This is a genomic window from Paraburkholderia fungorum, assembly GCF_902833645.1.
GTDB lineage: Bacteria > Pseudomonadota > Gammaproteobacteria > Burkholderiales > Burkholderiaceae > Paraburkholderia > Paraburkholderia fungorum.
The window spans coordinates 442,401-464,935 of record NZ_CADFGE010000001.1 but is presented as its reverse complement, the minus strand read 5'-3'; the positions used below and the strand labels follow the sequence as shown (position 1 = coordinate 464,935).

At 61.2% G+C, this 22,535-nt stretch carries 18 protein-coding genes and 1 pseudogene; 7 read left to right on the top strand and 12 right to left on the bottom strand.

From position 1 onward, the window contains the following. Window positions 1–63 precede the first annotated feature (63 nt). On the bottom strand, window positions 64–2,841 hold the full coding sequence (locus tag HWX91_RS01975) for an MGH1-like glycoside hydrolase domain-containing protein (RefSeq protein ID WP_028195901.1): 2,778 nt from the start codon (window positions 2,839–2,841) through the stop codon (window positions 64–66). 51 nt (window positions 2,842–2,892) lie between these two features. Further along, window positions 2,893–4,881, bottom strand: coding sequence for an amylo-alpha-1,6-glucosidase (locus HWX91_RS01970; protein WP_028195902.1), 1,989 nt, complete (start codon window positions 4,879–4,881; stop codon window positions 2,893–2,895). A gap of 209 nt (window positions 4,882–5,090) precedes the next feature. Between HWX91_RS01970 and HWX91_RS01965 the strand changes: the two genes are divergently transcribed. Both HWX91_RS01965 and HWX91_RS01960 read left to right on the top strand, forming a co-directional pair. Continuing rightward, on the top strand, window positions 5,091–5,423 hold the full coding sequence (locus HWX91_RS01965; protein WP_028195903.1) for a hypothetical protein: 333 nt from the start codon (window positions 5,091–5,093) through the stop codon (window positions 5,421–5,423). A gap of 63 nt (window positions 5,424–5,486) precedes the next feature. Then, on the top strand, window positions 5,487–7,640 hold the full coding sequence (locus HWX91_RS01960; protein ID WP_028195904.1) for a phosphocholine-specific phospholipase C: 2,154 nt from the start codon (window positions 5,487–5,489) through the stop codon (window positions 7,638–7,640). 465 nt (window positions 7,641–8,105) lie between these two features. On the opposite strand, the gene HWX91_RS01955 is transcribed toward HWX91_RS01960, so the two are convergent. After that, on the bottom strand, window positions 8,106–9,224 hold the full coding sequence (locus HWX91_RS01955) for a succinylglutamate desuccinylase/aspartoacylase family protein (RefSeq protein WP_028195905.1): 1,119 nt from the start codon (window positions 9,222–9,224) through the stop codon (window positions 8,106–8,108). Between the two features lie 36 nt (window positions 9,225–9,260). Further along, window positions 9,261–10,028 carry a transporter substrate-binding domain-containing protein gene (locus HWX91_RS01950; protein ID WP_028195906.1) on the bottom strand — a complete coding sequence of 256 codons (768 nt, stop codon included), beginning with the start codon at window positions 10,026–10,028 and terminating at the stop codon, window positions 9,261–9,263. Between the two features lie 123 nt (window positions 10,029–10,151). Between HWX91_RS01950 and HWX91_RS01945 the strand changes: the two genes are divergently transcribed. Continuing rightward, on the top strand, window positions 10,152–11,093 hold the full coding sequence (locus HWX91_RS01945; RefSeq protein ID WP_025495985.1) for a LysR substrate-binding domain-containing protein: 942 nt from the start codon (window positions 10,152–10,154) through the stop codon (window positions 11,091–11,093). Here the strand turns inward: HWX91_RS01945 and lysA are convergent. After that, window positions 11,090–12,331, bottom strand: coding sequence for a diaminopimelate decarboxylase (gene lysA, locus HWX91_RS01940; protein WP_028195907.1), 1,242 nt, complete (start codon window positions 12,329–12,331; stop codon window positions 11,090–11,092). The two genes, HWX91_RS01945 and lysA, sit on opposite strands and share 4 nt — an antisense overlap. A 112-nt stretch (window positions 12,332–12,443) precedes the next feature. Between lysA and HWX91_RS01935 the strand changes: the two genes are divergently transcribed. Both HWX91_RS01935 and HWX91_RS01930 read left to right on the top strand, forming a co-directional pair. After that, a complete protein-coding gene (locus HWX91_RS01935; RefSeq protein WP_042274702.1) occupies window positions 12,444–13,373 on the top strand; it encodes a LysR family transcriptional regulator in 930 nt (309 codons plus the stop codon). 58 nt (window positions 13,374–13,431) lie between these two features. Further along, the gene (locus HWX91_RS01930; RefSeq protein ID WP_028195909.1) at window positions 13,432–14,286 is read left to right on the top strand and encodes an oxidoreductase; all 855 of its coding nucleotides are present in this window, start codon (window positions 13,432–13,434) and stop codon (window positions 14,284–14,286) included. A gap of 2 nt (window positions 14,287–14,288) precedes the next feature. Here the strand turns inward: HWX91_RS01930 and HWX91_RS40565 are convergent, their stop codons facing one another. The 7 genes from HWX91_RS40565 to HWX91_RS01890 form a co-directional block, all read right to left on the bottom strand. Beyond that, complete coding sequence (locus tag HWX91_RS40565) at window positions 14,289–14,702, bottom strand: rubredoxin (protein ID WP_025495981.1); 414 nt, start codon at window positions 14,700–14,702, stop codon at window positions 14,289–14,291. Window positions 14,703–15,347: 645 nt separating this feature from the next. Continuing rightward, complete coding sequence (locus HWX91_RS01915) at window positions 15,348–16,586, bottom strand: aromatic ring-hydroxylating oxygenase subunit alpha (protein ID WP_028195911.1); 1,239 nt, start codon at window positions 16,584–16,586, stop codon at window positions 15,348–15,350. A 204-nt stretch (window positions 16,587–16,790) separates the two neighbouring features. Then, a complete protein-coding gene (locus tag HWX91_RS01910; RefSeq protein WP_025495979.1) occupies window positions 16,791–18,254 on the bottom strand; it encodes a glycosyltransferase family 2 protein in 1,464 nt (487 codons plus the stop codon). A 58-nt stretch (window positions 18,255–18,312) separates the two neighbouring features. Continuing rightward, on the bottom strand, window positions 18,313–18,912 hold the full coding sequence (locus HWX91_RS01905) for a cytochrome b (RefSeq protein ID WP_025495978.1): 600 nt from the start codon (window positions 18,910–18,912) through the stop codon (window positions 18,313–18,315). Window positions 18,913–19,079: 167 nt separating this feature from the next. Continuing rightward, the gene (locus tag HWX91_RS01900; protein ID WP_028195912.1) at window positions 19,080–19,679 is read right to left on the bottom strand and encodes a uracil-DNA glycosylase family protein; all 600 of its coding nucleotides are present in this window, start codon (window positions 19,677–19,679) and stop codon (window positions 19,080–19,082) included. 79 nt (window positions 19,680–19,758) lie between these two features. Continuing rightward, complete coding sequence (locus tag HWX91_RS01895) at window positions 19,759–20,862, bottom strand: SAM-dependent methyltransferase (RefSeq protein WP_028195913.1); 1,104 nt, start codon at window positions 20,860–20,862, stop codon at window positions 19,759–19,761. 64 nt (window positions 20,863–20,926) lie between these two features. Beyond that, complete coding sequence (locus tag HWX91_RS01890; protein ID WP_028195914.1) at window positions 20,927–21,703, bottom strand: DUF1295 domain-containing protein; 777 nt, start codon at window positions 21,701–21,703, stop codon at window positions 20,927–20,929. Between the two features lie 56 nt (window positions 21,704–21,759). Between HWX91_RS01890 and HWX91_RS01885 the strand changes: the two are divergent. Further along, window positions 21,760–21,948: pseudogene (locus HWX91_RS01885) on the top strand (EamA family transporter); the annotation flags it as partial. A 229-nt stretch (window positions 21,949–22,177) separates the two neighbouring features. Continuing rightward, window positions 22,178–22,381, top strand: a complete 204-nt coding sequence (locus HWX91_RS01880; RefSeq protein ID WP_028195916.1) for a DUF3562 domain-containing protein — start codon at window positions 22,178–22,180, stop codon at window positions 22,379–22,381. Window positions 22,382–22,535: the final 154 nt, after the last annotated feature.

Here is a 22,535-nt window from a genome sequence, read left to right as displayed (position 1 = left end):
TTGAACCCACACAGTTCAAAAACAAAGACCAAACCTGCCCGGCGCCCGGTACTCGTTCGCACGCTATTTGGTCACGATCGGTTCCGGCGCGGATTCCGGCGGACTTGCGGGGCTGGACGCCGCGGCCGGCGCCTCGTTCGGGTCGCCGGTCAGCGGGACATTACCCGACGCGCCCATCGCCCGCGGCTGCAGCAGCAACGCCACCAGCCCACTCCAGCCGGTCTGATGCGAAGCGCCCACGCCACGCCCGTTGTCGCCATGAAAATACTCATGGAACAGCACGAGATCGCGCGAACGCGGATCGGCCTGCAGCAGTGGATAAGCGCCCATCACCGGACGCTCACCATTCCTGTCCTTCAGGAACAGCGTGGTTGCCCGGCGCGCCAGCTCGTCGCCGATTTCGCTAAGCGAGAACTTCTGCCCCGATCCGGTCGGGTACTCGACGCGAAAATCGTCACCGTAGTAGCGATGAAATTCGTACAACGATTCGATCAGCAGGTAGTTCACCGGCATCCATACCGGCCCGCGCCAATTCGAGTTGCCGCCGAACACACGGGTGTCGGATTCGGCCGGCAGATAGCGGACCGTGACACTGGTGCCGTTGTGATTGAACTCGAACGGATGGTCGCGGTGGAATTGCGACAGCGCCCGCACACCGTGATCGGAAAGGAATTCGCTCTCGTCGAGCGCGCGGCGCAACAAGGCTTTCATCCGGTGCCCGCGCAACAGCGAGAGCAGCAGCGCGTTGCCCTTGCCCGGCTCGTCCCAGCGCGAAACCAGCCGCGCCAGATCGGGACGATGTTCGAGGAACCAGACGAGCCGTTCGCGCAGACCCGGCAAGTGGCCATGCAAACGCTCTTCGAGCACGTGCACGGCGAACAGCGGAATCAGACCGACAATCGAGCGCAGCCGCATCGGAATATTGCTGCCGTCAGGCAGGCGCAGCTTGTCGTAGAAGAATTCGTCTTCACTGTCCCAGAGACCGGTATCGCAGCCGTCGTCGCAACTCACGGCTTCGGCGATATACAGGAAGTGCTCAAAAAACTTCACACCGATATCGACGAACACATGGTTCGCATACGCGAGTTCGAGCGCGATCCGCATCAGGTCGAGTGCGTATGCGGCCATCCAGGCCGTACCGTCCGCCTGGTCGATATGTCCGCCGGTGGGTAGCGGCGACGAGCGGTCAAAGATGCCGACATTGTCCAGCCCGAGAAAACCGCCCTGAAATATGTTGTGACCGTCGGCGTCCTTACGGTTCACCCACCACGAGAAGTTCAACAGCAGCTTGTGGAACACCAGCTCCAGAAAATCCCGATCCGCTTTGCCCGTGAGCGCACGGTCGATTTCGTACACGCGCCAGGCAGCCCACGCATGCACAGGGGGATTCGCGTCGCCGAGCGCCCATTCGTAGGCGGGTATCTGACCGTTCGGATGCTGATAGCGATCCTTCACCAGCAGCAGCAATTGACGCTTGGCAAACGCGGGATCGATCAGCGCGAACGCGGCGGCATGAAACGCCAGGTCCCATGACGCGTACCACGGGTATTCCCACTTATCAGGCATCGACACGATGTCAGCGTTGCACAAATGCCGCCAATCCACATTGCGGCCGTGCTTGCGGGACTCAGGCGGTTTGGGTTGCAGCGGGTCGCCTTCGAGCCAGCGCTGCACGTCGTACTGGTAATACTGCTTGGACCACAACATGCCGGCGAGCGCCTGACGCTGCACCAGGCGCGCGTCGGGGTCGGCGATCTCATGCTGCAACGCGCCATAGAACTCATCGGCCTCGGCGATACGGCGGGCGAACACCGCATCCGCGTCGAGTTGCGCATCATCGGGACTCGACTGCGGACGCCAGCGCATGTACACCACCGCACGGCCATGCGGGCCCAATTCGATCGACGCGTGCGCGCCCGCCTTGGTGCCGGCGTCGCGGCGTATTGCCTGTTCGTCGCTGTGGACCAGGTAGTCGTTGAAGCCGTCCTTGAATGGCCCGGCGCCGTCCATGTTGAACAGGCGTTTGACGTTGGTGTCGTTTTCACAGAACAGCCACGTCATGTGCGGTGCGTCTTTCGACCACGCCGTCACGACGATCGGTTCATGGCCATGCTGATGGCCAACCACCTGAACTCCGCCGTCGTGGTCCTGGCCTGCAACGAGCGACGGCTTGTCCTTGTTCTCTTTCCACGACCACGAATTGCGCGCCCAGATTTGCGGCAGCACGTCGAGCGAGGCCGGCTCGCCCGCGCGATTCTCGATGGTCACGCGCATCAGAATGTCGTCGGGCGCATGTTTCGCGTATTCGACCTGCACGTCGAAGTAACGCAAATCGTCGAATACGCCGGTGTCGAGGATTTCGTATTCCGGCATGTCCCCGCCGCGCCGCGCGTTTTCCTGAACCAGGTCGTCGTACGGAAAGGCGGCTTGCGGGTACTTGTACAGCATCCGCATGTAGGAATGCGTAGGTGTGCCATCGAGGTAGAAGTACAGCTCCTTCACGTCCTCGCCATGGTTGCCCTGCGCGTTGGTGAGGCCGAACAGGCGCTCCTTCAGGATCGGGTCCCTGCGATTCCACAGCGCGAGCGACACGCACCAGTTGAGCTTGTCGTCGCCGAAACCGGCAATGCCGTCCTCACCCCAACGGTAGGCTCGGCTGCGCGCATGGTCGTGCGGAAAGTGGTCCCAGGCGGTGCCGTCCGGGCTGTAATCCTCGCGCACCGTCCCCCACTGACGCTCGCTGAGATACGGCCCCCAGCGCTGCCAACGGGGGCAGTCGGTGGAGTGCAGGCGGGTACCTTCGATCGTGGCGAGCAGATTGGCAGCGCGCAGCGGCGGCATGAATATGTCCTTGCGTCGGGCCTGGAGGTGGGATACACATCGTAGCGCGGTTTACGCGACGATGGGCTCCAACCGCGCAAGCAGGGTTTCGAGGCGCAGCAACTCCCCCAGCGACCACGCCTGAAACGGCGTGCCGGCGGGCGTGTGAGGCGCGTCGCCATCGGCGATTTCGGACAGGTGGTCGAGGCCCGCGTGATCGAGATGCGCGTACAGAGGGTCGATAAAGCGCGCTTTGGCTTGTGCGCGGGCATCCGGCTCGCCGCCATGAACCCGCAACCAGGCTTCGACGAACGGGCCCAGCAGCCATGGCCAGACCGTCCCTTGATGATAGGCGCCGTCGCGCTCAAGCGGGGTGCCGCCGTAGTGCCCACGGTAGGCCGGATCGGACGGCGCGAGCGTTCTGAGGCCGAGCGGCGTGAGCAGGTGAGCTTCGACCTGATCGACCACCGCGCGCGCCGCCGCGCCTTCGAGTAACGGAAACGGCAAGCCGCCCACCGCGAAGATCTGATTCGGACGGATCGACCGATCTACTACGCCTTTGACGAAATCCACGTCGACGTTGTCGACCAGCGCTTGTGTCGACGGATCGGTAAACCGTTCATGAAACGCTTGCAACGCTCGCTCCGCAGGCGCCTGCCACCGCGAACTCCACGTTGCTGCAATGCGCAATGCGTTGATCCAGAGCGCCTGCACTTCCACGGGTTTGCCGATGCGCGGCGTGACCACCCAGTCGCCGACCTTGGCATCCATCCATGTGAGTTGCACGCCGGGGACACCGGCGCTCAGAAGAGCATCCTCGGCGGATGCCTTGATGTTGAAGCGCGTGCCGTTCGTGTAGCCCGTGAGGATGGTTTCAACGGCCTGCCGCAGACGCGTTCGCGTGTCGGCTTTCGCGTGGTTCGTCGCCAGATAGTCGTGCACGGCGACGACGAACCATAACGATGCATCGACGGAGTTGTATTCCGGCGTGTCGCCATAATCGGGAAAACGATTCGGCAGCATGCCGGCGGACAAGGTGCCCGACCATTCGAGCAGGATCGCTTCGGCTTCGTCGAGACGGCCCGTGGCGATCAGCAGGCCGCGCATGGCGATGAACGTGTCACGGCCCCAGTCAGTGAACCAGGGGAAGCCGGCGAGAATCGTGCGGCCTTCGTTACGCGCGACGACGTAGGCATCGGCCGAACGCTGCAGACGTGAGCCGAGTGCGTTGCGGCGCTGCTGTTCGACGCGCGCGAGTTCGGCTGCGTGGGCGGCAGCAGGTGCGGTGCTGACCGGCACCGTTGCCGACCCTGAGGACGCGACCGACGCGCTGAGGATCATTACCGCTTCGCCATCAATGGGATTGAAGCTGAACACGCCGGGCGTGGCGAGGTCTTCGCTGAAATCAAGGCCACGCTCGCGCTCGCGAACGTAGCAGAAGTTCCGATACCAATCCGGCGCGTGCGTATAAGCGCCGTTCGTTACGGCGTTGATGACCGGCAGGTCGCCATAGGGCTGCCAACTCACACAGGCCGGGTTGTCGCTCGACTTCGCGTTGAAGTTGAACGCGCGATTCTCATGGTGCAGTGCGTGGTAATCCCGGCCGGAGAGCAAAGGCCGCACTTTCAGAGTGAACGCGCCAGAAGCAGACGCGCCGCCCAATCCCTCCAGCCGCCAGCGCAAAACCGTTTCGCGCGTCGCCTTGCTCACGAATACTTCGGCCGTCACCACGCGCTGCGGATCAACCTGGAAGCGCCACGTAGGCCACGGCTCGGTATTGAAGGCAAGAAGACTTGTCGTCAGATCGGGATAGATTACGTCTGGCACGTATCGCTGCATGCTCAGCGGGTAACGCTTACCGTCCGCTTCGAGCCACACTTCGACTCCATTGACGAGCACCACGCGCCCGCCAGGCGCTCGCGTGGCCGTGAGCAGCAACGCGTGATAGCGGCGCGCGCGCAGCGTGCCCACGGTTCCCGAGGCGAAGCCGCCGAAGCCGTCTGCTTCGAGCCATTCGTCTTCGAGACGCGTGATGTCGAAAGGTCTGCCGATGTATGTCATGCGCGTACCGGGTTATGCAAACCGCAATTCATTCGGTGTGCCTGGACTTCAGGCGCGTGGCGTTACTGTGACCATTCTCCTGCTTATCGCTTTCCATTTCCTTTCGTCTAACCGACGAATTTAATAAGCCTTATTCACTCGCAAACGTTTCACAATTATTTCTCGAAAGGATTGGAGACTGCATCCGCCGCCACAAATTGGATGCAGACATGAGAACAGACACTCGCCTCGCCAGCGTCGTTCTAGTTGCGCTCGCAACTTGCGCGTTAGGCGGTTGTGGCGCCGACGACTCCACTTCGGCCTCGACGTCTTCAACGTCTTCAACATCCTCATCGCCAACCGCCGCGAACAACGCTGCCACACCAGGCACCACGATGGTCCCCGCAGCCGGCATGCCCGACGCATCGGCACCCCTCGCAGCCGACCCCGCTGCCGCGTCCGACGCCATTACCCAGAACATGCAAGCCAGTCTTGCTGCCGACAGCCAGCAAGTTACGCCCGTAATGCATTACGCACCGGGCGACAGCGCGAATAGCAACTGACCTGATTCTTCCGGCGCGCGCGAGGCGCGCTATTCTTTCCCCACCCGCAGAAGGTGATATTCGATGACATCAAATAGCCGTCGCCGTTTCCTGCAGACCGTGGCTTCATCGGCCGGCGCTGCTGCCGCGCTGACCGCGCTGCCCGAGTCCATTCGCAATGCGCTTGCCGTGCCCGCGTTTTCGCGCACCGGCACGATCCGCGATGTCGAACACATCGTCGTGTTCATGCAGGAGAACCGTTCGTTCGACCACTACTTCGGCCATATGCGCGGCGTACGCGGTTACAACGACCGCTTCCCGATTCCGCTGCCGGGTGGCCAGCAACCCGTGTGGTACCAGCCGTCGAAGGAAAATGCGGCGCAACCGGTGCTGCCGTTCCATCTGAACACGGCGACGACCAGCGCGCAATGTATCGGCGACCTCGATCACTCGTGGTACCCGACGCACTATGCGATGAACAACGGCGCGTACAACCAGTGGCCGCAGTACAAGACCGACATGACGATGGGCTACTACCTGCGTAGCGACATCCCGTTCCACTACGCTCTGGCCGACGCATTCACGGTGTGCGACGCCTATTTCTGTTCGCTGCCGGGACCGACGCACCCGAACCGCGCCTATCTGATGAGCGGCATGGTCGATCCGACCGGCACCATGGGTGGCCCGCTGCTCGACAACAACGATTTCGTCGACAACGACGGTCCGCCGACTTATCAATTGCTCTCGTGGACCACGTATCCGGAACGTCTGCAAGCCGCGGGGATTACGTGGCAGGTGTATCAGCAGGGTCTGACGGGCGCCGATCCGTTGAACGGCAACTACGGCACCAACGTCCTGCAGAACTTCGCGAACTTTATCAACGCGCAACCGGGCAGCGCCCTGTACGAGCGCGCGCAGACTGTGCGCACGATTGCGGACCTGAAGAACGACGTGCTCGCGGGCAACCTGCCGCAGGTATCGTGGCTGTGCCCGCCCGCCGCATACTCCGAGCACCCGAGCTATACGCCCGCATACGGCGCGGAATACACGTCGCAGATTCTCGACGCGTTGACGTCGAATCCCGAAGTGTGGAGCAAGACGGTGTTGTTCATCATGTACGACGAGAACGACGGCTTCTTCGATCACCTCGTGCCGCCGCAACCGGCGACGACGCCGGCCCAAGGCCAATCGACGGTCAGCACCGACGGCGAGATTCACAACGTGGTGAATCCGGGGCGCGGCGGCAGCTATACTGCTGACGGCTTGCCGTACGGTCTTGGCCCGCGCGTGCCGATGACGATCGTATCGCCTTGGAGCAAGGGTGGTTTCGTGTGCTCGCAGGTTTTTGATCACACGTCGGTGATTCGCTTCATCGAGACGCGCTTTGGCGTCTACGAGCCGAACATCACGGCATGGCGCCGCGCCGTTTGTGGCGACCTGACTACTGCGTTCGACTTCCGCACGCCGGACGCCTCAGTGCCGACGCTGCCGGACACGAGCAATTACCAGCAGATCGCCAACGAGTGCTCGTCGCAGCCGAAACCCACGGTGCCCACTACGCCGGTCGCCTTTGACCCGCAGGAAAGCGGTATCCGTTTCGCCCGTGCGTTGCCGTATGAGTTGCACGTGAACGGTCATGCGGACGTGAAGAAGAACACGTTTGAGATCGTGTTCGCCAACAGCGGCCGTCAAGGCGCGCATTTCTACGTGTACTCGACGAATCGCACGGACGGCCCGTGGCGCTACACCGTCGAGGCTGGCAAGTCGCTCAGCGAGAGCTTCGATCTGACGACGACGAATGGCGTATACACCTTCGAGGTATTCGGACCGAACGGTTTCGTGCGCAAGTTTGCTGGTAACACGCAGACGGCTACGGCACAGACCGCGCAGGCGGCGGGTTGGCACGGCCACAACAAGCCCGCGGAGCCGGAAATCAAGGTGCAGTATGACGTTGCGAACGGAAACGTGTTTATCAAGTTCAGCAACAAGGGAGGCGGTATTGCGCGCTTAACGGTAACGGACAATGCGTATGGCGCGCGCACGCGTCCCGTGCTGGTGCCGGCGGGGGCGCATATCGAAGAAGGCTGGGTGCTGGCATCGAGCCACCACTGGTACGACTTGACGGTGACGAGCAACGACGACACGAGTTTTTCGCGTCGTGTGGCGGGGCACGTAGAGAATGGCCGACCGAGCATCAGTGACCCGGCGGCTGTCGCGCCGGTGTTGGTGGTGAGCTAAGGGCGAATGGGGGAAGTAGATGGGCCTCGGTTGGATGGCTGCTGTTGGGCCGCTCGACCGAGGCTTGGCGATGCAATATTGAAGCGCGGTAGGAATCTTGCGGACGTCTTGGGCCGATTGACCAAAGTTAGCGTCTTGCAACGACAACGGCAACGGCAACGTCTTGAAGAAATACCGCATCGGCGCGCGCAGCGCCGCCGGAAGTATGACTGCCTTGTCACTGAGGCGGAGTGTGCGAGGAGACAGATTCCAGATGCACCACTACCGTAGCTGCGCGGGGGACCCGCTTATGAGCTGGCGGTGTAAAGCCGCTTTCTTTTGCCTACTTTTCTTTGCGGCAGGCAAAGAAAAGTAGGTGCCGCCCCGCACAGGGGCAACGCCAATAGACCACTGCCAAAGCAAGGAAAGGCCAAAGACAAAAAACCGTAGCGCAAACGAACTGCCGAGCAGGCCGCACCCAAGCCCTTAGGCCCCCAACAAAACCCCGGTCCTAAAAGCCCGCGCCCCAGTCACCCGCCCCAACGGCGCCCCAGCCGTCACAAACCGAATCGCCCGCCGCATATAAAACACACCCTCTGTATTGCTAAACAAAGTAGTAGTTTCATCAGTCAACGGATCGACAATATCGAACAGCGCCTGCCCGACACGAATCGTGTCCCCAATCCTGGCGCGATGAACAAGAATCCCGCTAACGGGCGCATAGAACTGCTCGCTACCGGCAAGCGGCGTCGCAGGCGCCAACAACTCGGGCAATGGCTTAACAGCATCAACCCAAACGGCCTTGCGCCAAACCAGATAATCAATCAACGCATCAGCATCTTCCTGCGCGACTTCATAAGAAACATCCCGCTGCCCACGGCACTCCACCGTAACAGCAATCGCCCCATTGGGCACAGGCTTATCGGCAGGCAAAGCTTGCTGCAATTGCCACCACAACAAACTATGCGTCTCATCAAACGACTCCCCACCCGAGTTAGTCGCCAGCAACGAAGCCTGCGCCCCCAGATACCGCGCCAAAGGCTCAAACTCCGGCCACGCCGCCTCACTGGTATAGAGATGCATGACCGCTTCCAACGAGCAATGCAAATCGATCACCACATCCGCATCGAAGGAAAGCTTCAGCAAGGCCAACTGCAGCGACTCGAACTCAGTCAGCGGTTTCTGCTCAGCCAACTCAGCGCCGATCAGTTCGCGAACAATCCGCCGATTCTCCGAAGCATCCGAACCCAACGCCTCCTTAGCCCGCGCCACCAGCCCGGAGAACTGCAGAAAGTGTCGATTGAAGTTCTTGCCGCTGCCAAGATCAAAGCGTCCAAGAAACTGCCCCAGCACGTACTGGCCAAGCCCGACCGGATTCGCCACCGGCACCAGCACGATTTCCGCATTTAGCGCACCCTGCTTCTCCAGTTCGAGCAAGCGACGTTTAAGCAAAACCGTCGTCAGCATCGCCGGCGTTTCATCTGCGTGCAGCGACGACTGGATATAGATTTTCTGACCGCTATCCAACGGGCCAAAATGAAACGACACCAGCTCACGGTGCGTGCCGATAGCCGGCGATAGAAGCGGAATCGATTGCTTATTCATGAACAGAGAATCTGAAAAAGAAAATTAGAAGGAAGATCAATTGCCGTACGGATCGAAATCGAAATACTTCTTCGCGATCTTCGCGTACGTACCGTCCTTAAGCATTGAAGCAATCGCCTCGTTCATGGACGCCTGCACCGCGGTCTCATCCTTACGCAGACCAATCCCCACACCACGATCACCCATCGAAAGCGGCTCGCCGACAAAAGCAAACCCCTTCCCGGCCGGCGTGCGCAAAAAGCCGTAGTCAGCTTCGACAGTGCCGAGCAATGCGCCATCAAGCCGGCCATTCTGCAAATCGGCGAACACCTCATCCTGACTCTTATACGCGACCACATGCGCGCCAAGCGGCGCCCAATTCTTCAATGCGTACCCTTCAAACTGCGTCCCCGTCTGCACGCCAATCTGCTTGCCGGCCAACGCATTCGTCCCACCCGCAAGCGCCGAACCCTGGCGCGCGATCAGCCGCGATTTGAACTGAAACAGCTTCGAAGTGAAGAGAATCTGCTGCTCGCGCTTCTCCGTGATCGCCATCGACGAAAGAATCGCGTCGATCTTGCGCGCCTGCAGCGCCGGAATCATCCCCGAGAATTCGAGTTCGACCCACTGGCAATGCGCATGAATACGCCGGCAGATTTCGTTGCCGAGATCGACGTCGAATCCTTTGAAGCTGCCGTCGGGCGCCTTGGCGTCCATCGGCGGATAGCTCGGATCGATGCCGAGGCGCAGCGTGGCGGGGTCGGCGGCAAACGCACCACTGCTGAAAGTCAGCGCGGCGCTCAAGATCATCAGCGAGATTTTCATGGGAGGCGGGTGTGGGTTGGGCGGATTACTACGGAGTAGGGAGCCATCCTATGCCGCCGCCGCGCCTCAAAGAAGTCCCGAAAGTAATATCATGATCACTTTTACCGATCACGGAAACTCCGCATGGCGTTGACGATTGCCCAACTACGCGCATTCACCGCTGTCGCCGAGCATGGCAGCATTCGCGCTGCGTCGCGGGCGCTCGGCATCGCCCAGAGCGGTATCACGCAACAGTTGCAGCACCTCGAATCGATGCTGGGCGCGACCTTGTTCACCCGCACGAACCGCGGAATCGCGCTAACCGCGCTCGGCCAGCGCCTGTTGCAGCGGGCCGGCGCGATTCTCGGCGAATGCGAGCGGGCCGAACAGGAAGTGCAGCAATTGCGCGGCGACTATGCAGGCGAAGTCACGTTCGGCATGACCACCGAGCCGCTCGTCGACGCCTTCGCACCGGTGCTGACGGAATTCCGCGCGCGCTTCGAGCGGGTCGCGGTGCATTTGCGCACCGGTACGTCGCGGATGATGATTTCGTGGATTCGCGAAGGCACGCTCGATTTCGCTGTCGCTCTGGTATCGAAGCATACGGACACGGCCGATCTGTCCGTCACACCGCTCTATCCGTCCGATCCCGTGATCGTCTGCCGTCGCGGTCATCCGAAAGCGGGCGCGACTTCGCTTGCCGAGCTAGCCGATTGCACATGGGTGGCAACGCGTTCGCCCAATCTCACCGACGACCCGCAAGTCAACCGGCTGACCCATCTGCTGGAGAGTCACGGCTTGCCACCGCCGAAAATCATCGCCACGGTGGAAGGTCTGTACGAGACGCTGCACCTGGTCAGTGCGACGGACTGCCTGTCGCTGGAGGCGTCGATTGTGGCGAAGCGCGGGCCGTTTGCGAGCACGCTCACATCGATCAACGTGCGCGAGCGTGCGGTCGAACAGAACGTGTGCCTGCTGCAGCGTGCGGCGATTCCCATCACACCCGCCGCCCAGGAACTCGCGACGATGATCGCGTCGTACACACGCACGGTGAGGGCTCGCAGCGACCACGCTCGACAGAATTAGCCGGGCATTTCGAGCGCAATCAGTTCCTGCATGCTCTGCCTGCGCCGGATCAAACGCGGCTTGCCCTTCTCCAGCAGCACTTCAGGCGCCAGCGGCCGGCTGTTGTAGTTCGATGACATCGACGCACCATATGCGCCTGCATCGTGAAACACAATGAAGTCGCCCACTTCCGGCGTCGGCATGGCGCGGTTCGTCACCACCCCACCCGCCTCCTGCGTAAACACATCGCCCGCTTCGCACAACGGTCCGGCCACCGTGAAGGCGCCAACTGTCGCTTCACTCCGCATGCCGTTGCCTTTCACCACCGTCATCTCATGACGACTGCCGTAGAAAGACGGCCTCACCAGGTCGTTAAAGCCCGCATCGACCAGGACGAATTGCCGGTTCGGCCGGCGATTTAGCGCGTGCACCTCGGCGATCAGCACACCCGCTTCCGCGACAAGAAAGCGCCCCGGTTCGATCTCCAGTCTCACGTGATGTCCGAGGTGTGCTTCGATCTGCTTGCGCGCATCGTCCCAAAGACGAAAATAGTGCTCGGCGTCAATCCGCGGCTCGCCTGCGCTATACGGCACGGACAACCCGCCGCCGGCCGAAATCGCTTCAATATCGTGCCCCAGACTCCGCACCGCTTCGACCATCGCGTCGCACACACGCGCCAGATGTGTGTAGTCGACGCCGGAGCCGATATGCATGTGCAGCCCGACCAGCTTCAGACCGTAGCGCCGCACCATCGCTATCGCCAGCGGCACGTCGTCGAGCCAGATGCCATGCTTGCTATGCTCACCGCCAGTGTTGGTCTTGTTGCTGTGGCCGTGACCGAAACCCGGATTGATCCGCAGCCAGACCCGGTGCCCTTCAGGCGCATGCTGTCCCACCCGTTCAAGCATATCGAGCGATCCGGTGTTGACCGTAATGCGATGTTCGATCACCGTAGCCAGCGTCGCGTGATCGACGAGATCAGCCGTCAGCACCACGCCCTCAGGATCGCCATCCGGCGTAAAACCCGCCGCGAGACTGCGAGTGATTTCGCCCAGCGACACAGCATCGACCATCGCCCCTTCGTCGCGCATCAGCTTCAGGATGTGCACATTCGAACACGCCTTCTGCGCATAGCGGATCACGTCGAAGCTGCGCAGTTCAGCGATACGTTGACGAATCACGTCAGCGTCGTAGACCCAAAGAGGCGTGCCGTACTGACGCGCGAGTTCGACAAGCTGTTGTGGATTGAAAGTAGTCACGGTGCTCGGCTCTTGATCTGAAAGCATGGTTGTGACCAACATGATGCTAAGAACTGGCCATTCAGTAAAATACCTATTATTCGCCAACCCATTCATTTCTGATATAGACATCATGGCGCTCACCCATCGGCACATCGAAGTCTTCCGCGCATTGATGACGGCAGGCAGCGTCACCAAAGCGGCCGACATGCTGTTCACCTCGCAGCCCACGGTAAGCCGCGAACTTGCACGCATGGAGCAAAGCATCGGCTTTGCTCTGTTCGAACGCGTGCATGGGCGGCTGCGTCCAACCCTGTCTGCCTTGACGCTGTTCGACGAAATCAAGCGCGCGTATATCGGACTCGAACGAGTGGCTTCCACAGCCGCAAGCCTGCGCGAATTTCAAGGCGGCCAGCTTTCCATCATCGCGTTACCTGCGTTTTCGCATTCGATTCTGCCCGGCGCGTCGAAACGTTTTCACGATGCGCAGCCCGGCGTCAGCCTCTCGATCGCGACGCAGGAATCGCCCTTTCTCGAAGAATGGCTGACCGCGCAACGTTATGACCTCGGTTTGACCGAACACGACGCGCCACCCGCCGGAACCCGCCTGACGCCATTGCTCGAAGTGGACGAAGTGTGCGTGCTGCCCGATGCACATCCTTTGCTCGCCAAGCGCGTAATCGAGTTGCAAGATTTTGCGAGTCAGCGATTCGTCAGCCTGTCGTCGAACGATCCGTACCGGATTCAGATCGACGAAGCCTTCGCACAAGCGGGCATTGCGCGCCGCCAGATGATCGAGACGCCCACCGCCGTCTCTGTGTGCAGTTTCGTGCAGCAGGGGCTCGGCGTGGCCATTGTCAATCCGCTTACCGCGCTCGATTTCGCGGGGCGCAATCTGCATATCCGGCCGCTCGCCATTTCGCTGCCGTTTCGCGTGAGCGTGGTTCATCCGGAGTATCGTCCGAGCCATCCGCTCGCGGGCGCGTTCGTTGAAGCGCTGCAGAGCGAGGCCGCGGCACTGCGACTACAATTGAAAACCCATTCACGACGTAAGAAATATTAACGGCGCTGCTCGACGATCCATCCGCGCCACGTTAGTCCCCTGAACCGGAGTTTCCCAAATGATGAACCGAGACGATCCCGTCTGGCTAATTACAGGCTGTTCCACCGGCTTCGGCCGCGAATTGGCGAAGTTGGTACTGGAGCGTGGCTGGCGCGCGGTCGTCACCGCACGCGACCCGTCGAAAGTGAAAGATATCGCCGAAGGGCACGGCGACCGCGCGCTGGTGCTGCCGCTCGACGTAACGAACCGCAAGCAGATCAACGACGTGGTCACTCAGGCCAAACAGCGTTTCGGCCGTATCGACGCACTCGTCAATAACGCGGGTTACGGCTATCTGGCCGCGATCGAAGAAGGCGAAGACGACGAAGTCCGCGCAATGTTCGAGACCAATGTGTTCGGTCTCATCGATATCACGAAGGCGGTGCTGCCGATCATGCGTGAGCAGCACAGCGGCTTGATCGTGAATGTGTCGTCGATTGGCGGCCTCGCGAGCTTTGCCGCGACCGGTTATTACCACGCCACCAAATACGCGGTGGAAGGGTTGTCCGAATCGCTTGCCACTGAGGTGAAGCCGCTCGGCATCGACGTGCTGATCGTCGAACCCGGCCCGTTCCGCACGAACTGGGCAGGTCCGTCGATCAAGCAATCGGCAACGTTGATCGACGACTACGCCGCCACAGCCGGCGAGCGCCGCAAGCAGACCGAGGCGCGCAGCGGCAAACAGGCGGGCGATCCGGTGCGCGCGGCTCAGGCGATCATCGACGCGGCGCTATCGGACACGCCGCCGCTGCGTCTGCTGCTCGGCAAGGTTGCGCTCGAACTGGCACGCAAGAAGCTGGACTTCATGCGCGGTGATTTCGATGCCTGGGAAGCCACGACGGTCGGCGCGGATTTTCCGCAAGGAACGGATTAAGCTTAAAACTCGACCAGCGCGAAATCTTCCTTGCCCACGTCGCACAGCGGGCAGCGCCAGTCGGCCGGGACATCTGCCCAGCGGGTGCCCGGCGCGATACCTTCTTCCGGCAAACCGGCGGCTTCGTCGTAGATCCAGCCACAGATCACGCAGACCCATTGTTTGAAGTCGTCCGCGGACACCGCGCTTGGTGGCGAAGCCGTCTCAGCAGACGCTGGCGACGCCGGCGTTGCATCGAGGCTTACCACCAACGGCGCTGCCGTTCCCACGCTGCTTTCAGCAAGGCGGGTCTGCAAGCTTTCCAATAGCCGTTGCGCTTCGGCCTGCGTCAAATCGATCCAGTACGGATCGCCGGCGCCGTCGTTGAGCCGTTCGGGGGAAAACTGGATTTCTACCGCTACGCCCTTCTTGTACATGGCAAATCGGGATATCGATGAAGCCGACGGCGAGCGCCGGCTTGGGGTCGGATGCTTGAAGGGAGCGCTTTATTGCGCGAGACGGGATCAGGCGAACTGGTTCAGCACAATCGCTGCAATCAGCCCGGCGGCGCCGATGATGCCCAGCAATTGCAGCAGGGTGAGGGACTTACGGGATGCGGTGGGGATTTGTTGCGTATTCACGGAGCTGTTCTTAAAAGTCGGAAAAAGCGAAATGGTACACGGGTCGACGTCCGACGCATCTCGATTGGCGCAAACCCGCGTGTGTCGGACGCCATTATCGCCGCTCGAACGGCCTGAATTCCCCACCGGCTGGAGATGGATTAATTCCCCAGCGAGTGGAAAGCTGTAATCGACGCGAGCGGCAATGGCTGCTTGGAACCGCCCTTCACCAGCGCCACCGCCATGACGGCGAGACCTACCAGCAACACGACAACCGGCATCACTGCATGCAGTTCGGTACTTATCGACTGGAACCCTCAAGCGGATCTTTATGATTTTGGCTTTACCGATCGATGAGCCCGCACTGAATGCGTGTTATGCGTCTTGTTATAGACGGCGCCACCGGCGTACCGCTCATCGCCGACGAATGCACGGTCCGCTGCAGCGCCAAAAAACCCGATATCAGGTATTCGACAATCGGTTGCCGTGGCGCGAATCCCAGAAACGGATCACCTGAGCATCGCCCGTGCCCGCGCCCACTACCTGATCGGGCGCGCCGCTCTCGCGCAGCAACGCGCGTAGTTCGTTGATGACCGGGAACACCTCGTGATTCCAGTCCGCACCCTGCGTATCGTGCGCGCGCTGCTCGGCTTCGACGATCTCGCGGTCTTCCTTGAAAATACGTTCGGTGAACCACACGAGCAACGGCCACGCGAGATTGAGCACGCCGGGAATTCCCGGTTTGCGAATCGACAGCAGGCCGAAGGTGCGGTTCGTGCGCTGTTCGCGATCGAGCGGCACGTAGACAATCCACAAGTCCATCACCAGTGTCTGTTCGGACGTGCGGATCTGCAGCGTCTGATACGGATACTCGGTGCGGATCGTCATGACGTCCTTGTCGTTGTCACCGCCCGCCTTGCGGCTCTGGCCGAACACGATCGCTTCGCCGATCGGCTGCTGGCCGGCCATGCGCGCAAACGTGTAATCGACTTCAACCCAGCCTTCGCCGCGCCGCCGGCCCAACGAACGCGCGCGCATCTGCCCCATCTGGCGGCGATGCAGGAACTGATGGTTCATATCCATCAGGTTCTCGTGCATGAACGAGTAGTGGCAATTCACCGGACGGCCGAAACGGCGCGTCTTGTACTTCTTGTCGGACACGGAGCCGAACGCCGGTAACGGCCGTTCGTTGGCCAATTCGGCGTTGCCGGGAAAGACGAAAATCAGGCCCTCGATCTCGCGGCACGGATAGGAGCGCACGCCATTCGGCAAACGTTCCCGGCCCAGATACGGCACGTCGATACATTTGCCCGAGCAGTCGTAAGTCCAGCCGTGATAGCCGCAGCGGATCGATTCACCGTCCACCACCCCCTGATGCAACGGCACCTGACGATGCGCGCAACGATCTTCGAGCGCGAACACCTTGCCGGACTCCGTACGCGCCAGCACGATCGGCTCGCCCGCGAACGTCACGCCATGCGTCTTGCCCCGCTTCACTTCATGCGACCATGCAAGCGGATACCAGTAGTCCGGGTGAATACCGACACGGCGCAGATCGCGCACCGGGGCATCGGGGGCGGCCTGATTGGGCGCGCCTGCATTCCCGGTTGCTGGGGCTTGGGTTTGCGTGGCTGCCTGAGCAACCGACGCATCGACCGGCGCATCGACGATGTCTTGTTCGAGCGGGGGAACAGCATGCATGTGTGGGGCCTCCGTGCACGAGCGGATAGAAGGTCACCGCCCTGCAATTCGCAGGCCGGTATCGTTGCACAGTCTACTAGAACCCGAAGCCCCATGGTTCCATAGCAGACACGGCACGCCATGCCGCCACCCGGCGGACCACGGTCGCAAGCGTGCCGGTCTGCCGCTGTGGCCGTGTCAGATAAAGCGATTGAAGACGATTGGCTAGTGACTTTCGTCGTGCGTGACGAGCCCGGAGCGGCGTTGCACGCCCCACGAGCGGCCGCCGCGCAGGAAATGGAGCCAGCCAAGCAGTGCGCCGACGTGCCGCACCAGCTGAAACGTGAACGGCTCGGCGATCGCCGCGAGAACCGCCATCCGCAAACTGGAGCCGGTGCGCAGTCCGGTCCAGCGGCGATATAAATGGATACACCAGAGATAGAACGCAAGATCGATCGCCGTTTTGAGGCCGATCACGCTGAAAATCGACACGACGATCGCGCCGTGCCCGCCGAACAGAAAGCCGAGCAACAGCGCGAAGGCGGTCAGACCGTAGATCGGCTGCATCGTATCGATGGCCTTGACCGGCAGCATCAGCATGCCCATCGTGCCGTAGCGCGGGTTGCCGGTCATATCGCGATTCCAGTATTGCGTTTGCAGGAAGCCCGCGAACCAGCGGCGCCGTTGCCGCAGGAAACTGCCGAGGTTATCCGGCGCGTCGGTACGCGCGCGGGCGTCGCCGACCACACGCACGTCCCAGCCGAGACCATGGTCGACCGAATAGCGGCGCAGCCGATGAATCAGTTCGTAGTCTTCGACCAGGCACTGCGGATCGAAACCGCCCACGTCGACCAGCGCATCGCGCTTGAACGACGCGAAGGCACCTGAAATCAGCAGCAGACTGTCGGCGCGCATCCACGCAAAACGGGCAATGAAGTTGCGCATGTATTCGTAGGTCTGGAACCACTGGAACACACGGCCCGACGCTGATTTGCCGCACACCGGCACCAGAATGCCGGCCGCCGCGACCAGCTTCGGTTCGCTCGCGAAAGCGGCACGCATCGCGTAGGTGGCGTCGTCCTCGAGTAGCGTGTCGGCGTCGACGGTCATGACGGTGTCGGTGGTCATGACCATGATGGCGGCGTTCAGCGCACGCGCCTTGCCGCCGTGCGGCACGCGTAGCCAGTAGAGATTCGGGTAAAGCGTACTTGGCGCGCTCAGCACGCCCTCGGATGCGGCGACCAGGCCGAAGCGTTCGGTGAGCAGCGCGTGGGTCGCATCGGTGGAACCGTCGTCGGCAATCACGATTTGCGCCGGACCGTGGGTCTGGCGCAGCAACGCCGCGAGCGTGACCGGCAACACCGTCGCCTCGTTGTGGGACGCGACGATCACCCCCATGTCCGGCAGGGCGTGCGGATCGACATCAGGTCCATCAGGGTCGAGCGGTAACGTAGGCCGCATCAGCGGCAATGTTTTCCACGTGACGAACGCGAGCAGCAATGTGTCGTACACCACGTACGCAATCCCGGTCGACCACGCCACCACACCTTGCAGAAAGAATGCGCGCGCGAACAACAGCAGCCACAACACAACAACGCTGAGATGAATCAGCGAACTCAGCAGCGTCGTGGGACGCGGCAGAATGCGCGGGGAGGCAAGGGCAAGCGCCTGTTCCAGAGTTTTCTTCAAAATGACTGCTGAGTCCGTCGTTGATGCGGTTGTTAGAGTAAGGACAGCGCGATAGCGCTTACGGCACCATGCGCTTCAGAACCGACTTCCGATCGATCCATTGATGCTTCAACGCGCCGCCGATATGCATGGCCAGCAGCGCATACAGCGCATAGCCAAGCCACGTATGCAAAGCGCCGAAGCGGTCGTGCAAGGTCTCCTTGAGCGCCGGGTCGAGATGCATCACGTAGCCGATGCGCGGCCACGGGAACAGGTTGAACAGCCGCATCGGATGCGTGGCCGCATCTTTCCACGCGGAATCGTGCAGCCAGCCGGACAGCGGCAGCGCAATCATCAGCAGGTACAGCAGAAAGTGGGCCGCATGCGCGGCGACCTTCTCCCACGACGGAAACTCGCGCGGCAACGGCGGCGGCTTGTGCGACACGCGCCACAAAATGCGCATCAGCGCGAGGCCGAGCACCGTGATACCGATCGACTTATGGGTATCGACCACCGGACGCACCCAGTCGTCAGGCCAGGATTCAGCGGTCAGGCCAAGTACGACATTGCCGATCATCAACAGCGCGATCAGCCAATGCAGCGCGATTGCCGTGCGGGTATAGCGCGACGGCTGCAAGGCGCCGTTCGAATCGGTCAGGGAATCGGCGTGGGTATTCATGGTCGTTCCGTCTGCAAATGGGGTTCCCAGCGAAAGCTATTTGAAAATTCGGCCATCCCGGACGGGTCCAGTCGCGTCGCCGTATCAGGCTAACGTGCCAGTGTGCCGTTTTATTCCGCCGGGCGCTTAATTGTGTGTTTCCGTTTATTTCGCCCGCGTGCGGCGAATCATGCTTCGAGCGCCGCCGCAACGCGCGCTTGCAAAGTCGGCAACACCTCGGCTTCGAACCACGGATTGCGCTTGAACCAGGCAATATTGCGTGGCGAAGGGTGCGGAAGCGGCACCAGGTCGGGACCATATTCCCGCCAACGCAGCAGCGTATCGGTGAGCGTCGGCCCGAACGCGTCACTGAGACCAAAGCGCTGCGCGTATTGACCGATCAACAGCGTGAGCCGCACCTCGTGCAACTGGGCGAGCAAGGTTTGATGCCAATGTGCGGCGCATTCTGGCCGCGGCGGCAGATCGCCACTCGTGCCTCTGCCTGGAAAGCAGAACCCCATCGGCACGAGGGCGAATTTCGAGGCATCGTAGAAGGTTTCGTCGGAGACCCCGAGCCAGGTCCGCAAACGTGCACCGCTCGCATCGTTCCATGGAATGCCGGAAGCATGCACGCGCGCGCCCGGCGCCTGGCCGATGATCAGAATGCGCGAATCAGCCGATGCCACGACAATCGGCCGCGGCGCATGCGGCAGTACCGGCGCGCAAACGGTACAGGCGCGAATGTCGAGCAACAGCCGATTCAGTGAAATGGCTTTCTTGACGGTCATAACCAGCGTTTCTATCCTGCATGCTTCTAGAAGCGCTACGTTTACCCCGTCAATGACGCCGGGTCAACCGCGGCACTGTTCACCGTTTCACAAACCGGTAGTGTCCCACGCCCCACTCGTTCCCCTTCGCGTAGCCGAACAACTCAGCCACGGCCATGTAGAACATCCGCCACCGTTGCAGCCACACAGCGGCGTCGCGCGCGCCATACGTCTCGACGAGCATCGGCATCACACGATCGCGCGCCGCATCGAGCGCGGCGAGCCATTGATTCGCCGTGCGCTCGTAATGTGTGCCACTCACCCACCATTGCCGCTCCATCCGCAGATCGTCCTGAAAGTTCAGCAGGAGCGCTTCGGACGGCATCGTGCCACCGGTGAAAAAGTACTTCGACATCCAGTCGCTGCCGTCCTGCACCTGAAAGTGATAGGCCAGCGTGCGATGCGCGAAGAGATGCACGAACAGTTTCGCGTCGTCGCGCATCCAGCGCGAAATTTTGGCAAGCAGCAGCCCGTAGTTCTTCATATGCTCGAACATTTCGATCGACACCACGCGATCGAAGCCATCGCCACGCTGCGCTTCGTCGAATTCGAAATCGACGACATTGCCCGTGACCACCGAAAGATTGCGCAAGCCGCGCTCTGCCGCACGCGCTTCGATGAACGCGCGCTGCCCGTGCGAATTCGAGAGCGCGACAATCTGCGCGTGCGGGTAACGCGCCGCCAGCCACAACGACAACGAACCCCATCCGCAACCGAGATCGAGAATCCGCTGGCCGTCGGCCAGCTCTGCGCGTTCGGCATAGCACTCCAGCATCGCCACTTCGGCTTGCGCGAGCGTCTCGTGGCCGGTCGGGTACAAACAGCACGAATACTTCAGATGCGCTCCGAGATGCGCATGAAAGAATGACGCCGGCACCTCATAGTGCTGCGTGTTGGCAGCCTGCGTTTCGATAGCAATCGGACTCGCGCGCAAGTGATCAAGCAGACGGTTGAGCCGTTGCGCGCGCAGCTCGCCATTGTCGATCGCTTCGTCACGCAAACGCCGACGCATCAGTTGACGCATGCCGCAACGGATCAGGCCATCGGGCAGCCAGCCGCGTTCGCAGCATTGGATCAGCCAGCCATCGCGTGCCTCAGCGGGAGACGGCGGCGGCATGGTATGGCCGGTGGTGGAAAGGCTCATGAGGCTAACTCCCTATCGTTGTTCCAAACTCGTCTGAACGTTCACCAATACTCTGGCTGGTTCATCAATGCCGCGGCGGCCACGGAATCAGCGCGCTGGTGGTGCGCATGTACTCGGCGTAGCCGGCGCGCCTTTTGGCCATGCTTTCTTCGAGCAGCGGGATGCCGGAGAGCTTCAGCAGAAGGAAGGCCATCAGCACCGGTGGCAGCAGCGTGAACCATCCCCAGGGCGTGCCGACCGACAGCGCGAGGTAAGCAAGCCAATGCACGCATTCAAAGAAGTAGTTTGGATGCCGCGAATAGCGCCACAAACCCACGCGGCAGACGGTGTCGTGATTGGCAGGGTCCTGCGCGAAACGTTTGAGTTGCCGGTCCGCAATGCTTTCGCCGGCTACCGACACGATCCACAACGCGATAGCCAGCAGGATCCAGCCGATCGCCGGTGGGCTGCTGCGGTAAGACGGCACCATAAAGGCGATCGACAGCAGCATCGAGACAACTACTTGCGACTGAAAGAGCCAGAACATCTTGCCAGCCGCCCTGTTGCCCCATGTTTCGCGGAAGCGGCGATAGCGCGCGTCTTCAGCGCCGCCGTAATTCCGTTTCCACAGGTGCGTGCCGAGCCGCACTCCCCAAACGAGACCACCCAGCGCAGTCAATGCCCGCGTCACCGCGTCGCCGTTGCCGAGCACGGCGTAGAGCACGGCGACCAGACCGAGCGAATAAGCCCAGACCGGGTCAATCATGCCGGCGTTCTTGGTCTTCAACTGCCACGCCCAGACGGCGCTGAAGATCGTGATGAGCCCAATCAGGGCGACCACGGCGGCGGCGAGTGGCTGCATGAGGATCCTCGTCCAAAGGTGACAAGGCTTATACGCCGTAAGGGCAGGATCGGATGCACCCGGCCATGTTCATTGCCTGCATAAAAGGACTCGTGGCCGGTTCCGTCAACGTGGCATTCGCGCTCACTTTTGGTGCAATCTGGCCCAAGGTCCCAACCGCCGCGTTAGCCATGCTGACGGGATTCGCGGGCTACGGCGTGAGTCTCGTGTTATTCGTCGTCGCACTGCGCAATCTCGGCACCGCGCACGCGCCTTTCCCTGATATTCATCATCGACATACACATTGAATTCCCGCACCGCCGCACGGTACGGGCACCTGCTGCAGCGCAAGACAAAAAATTTATCTGGAACGGTTCATACGATAGGCCGATTCAATTGGCATCGCGGCGAAACGCGTCCTCTAATAAAACTCCTGTTGTGCGCGCCTGTTTATTTCACCCCCACCTGCCCACCCCGCTTGCCCCGGAGATATCCATGTCCCAACCCGAGCCTAATGTCGACGAAGTGGTGAGAAGCATCGCAGAGGAAACCGATACCCCCACGGAAACGGTCTCGAAGATGTATGCAGACACACTCGCCGACTACCGGCACGAAGCGCGCGTGTTCGATTACGTGCCGTTGTTCGCCGCGAAGAAAGTACGCGACAAGCTGCGTCATACGTCGAAACACAAACACTGATACGGCGGCGCGCGGAGACCACCGCCTGCCTGATAACACTTGATAGCACTCCGGATCGACCCCGCCCGCTCGCGCGGCGATTCGCCAGAACGCGTATCGATTTATTTTTCCCACTGCTAGACTCTGACCCGGATACATGGACTCGGGGGAAGAT

Coding starts and splice junctions, on each gene's coding strand:
- HWX91_RS01945 (WP_025495985.1), top strand. CDS start 10,152: ATGGCGTTGACGATTGCCCAACTACGCGCATTCACCGCTGTCGCCGAG.
- HWX91_RS01950 (WP_028195906.1), bottom strand. CDS start 10,028: ATGAAAATCTCGCTGATGATCTTGAGCGCCGCGCTGACTTTCAGCAGT.
- HWX91_RS01880 (WP_028195916.1), top strand. CDS start 22,178: ATGTCCCAACCCGAGCCTAATGTCGACGAAGTGGTGAGAAGCATCGCA.
- HWX91_RS01975 (WP_028195901.1), bottom strand. CDS start 2,841: ATGCCGCCGCTGCGCGCTGCCAATCTGCTCGCCACGATCGAAGGTACC.
- HWX91_RS01890 (WP_028195914.1), bottom strand. CDS start 21,703: ATGCAGCCACTCGCCGCCGCCGTGGTCGCCCTGATTGGGCTCATCACG.
- HWX91_RS01905 (WP_025495978.1), bottom strand. CDS start 18,912: ATGAATACCCACGCCGATTCCCTGACCGATTCGAACGGCGCCTTGCAG.
- HWX91_RS01965 (WP_028195903.1), top strand. CDS start 5,091: ATGAGAACAGACACTCGCCTCGCCAGCGTCGTTCTAGTTGCGCTCGCA.
- HWX91_RS01955 (WP_028195905.1), bottom strand. CDS start 9,224: ATGAATAAGCAATCGATTCCGCTTCTATCGCCGGCTATCGGCACGCAC.
- HWX91_RS01960 (WP_028195904.1), top strand. CDS start 5,487: ATGACATCAAATAGCCGTCGCCGTTTCCTGCAGACCGTGGCTTCATCG.
- HWX91_RS01895 (WP_028195913.1), bottom strand. CDS start 20,862: ATGAGCCTTTCCACCACCGGCCATACCATGCCGCCGCCGTCTCCCGCT.
- HWX91_RS01900 (WP_028195912.1), bottom strand. CDS start 19,679: ATGACCGTCAAGAAAGCCATTTCACTGAATCGGCTGTTGCTCGACATT.
- HWX91_RS40565 (WP_025495981.1), bottom strand. CDS start 14,702: ATGTACAAGAAGGGCGTAGCGGTAGAAATCCAGTTTTCCCCCGAACGG.
- HWX91_RS01930 (WP_028195909.1), top strand. CDS start 13,432: ATGATGAACCGAGACGATCCCGTCTGGCTAATTACAGGCTGTTCCACC.
- HWX91_RS01915 (WP_028195911.1), bottom strand. CDS start 16,586: ATGCATGCTGTTCCCCCGCTCGAACAAGACATCGTCGATGCGCCGGTC.
- HWX91_RS01970 (WP_028195902.1), bottom strand. CDS start 4,881: ATGACATACATCGGCAGACCTTTCGACATCACGCGTCTCGAAGACGAA.
- HWX91_RS01935 (WP_042274702.1), top strand. CDS start 12,444: ATGGCGCTCACCCATCGGCACATCGAAGTCTTCCGCGCATTGATGACG.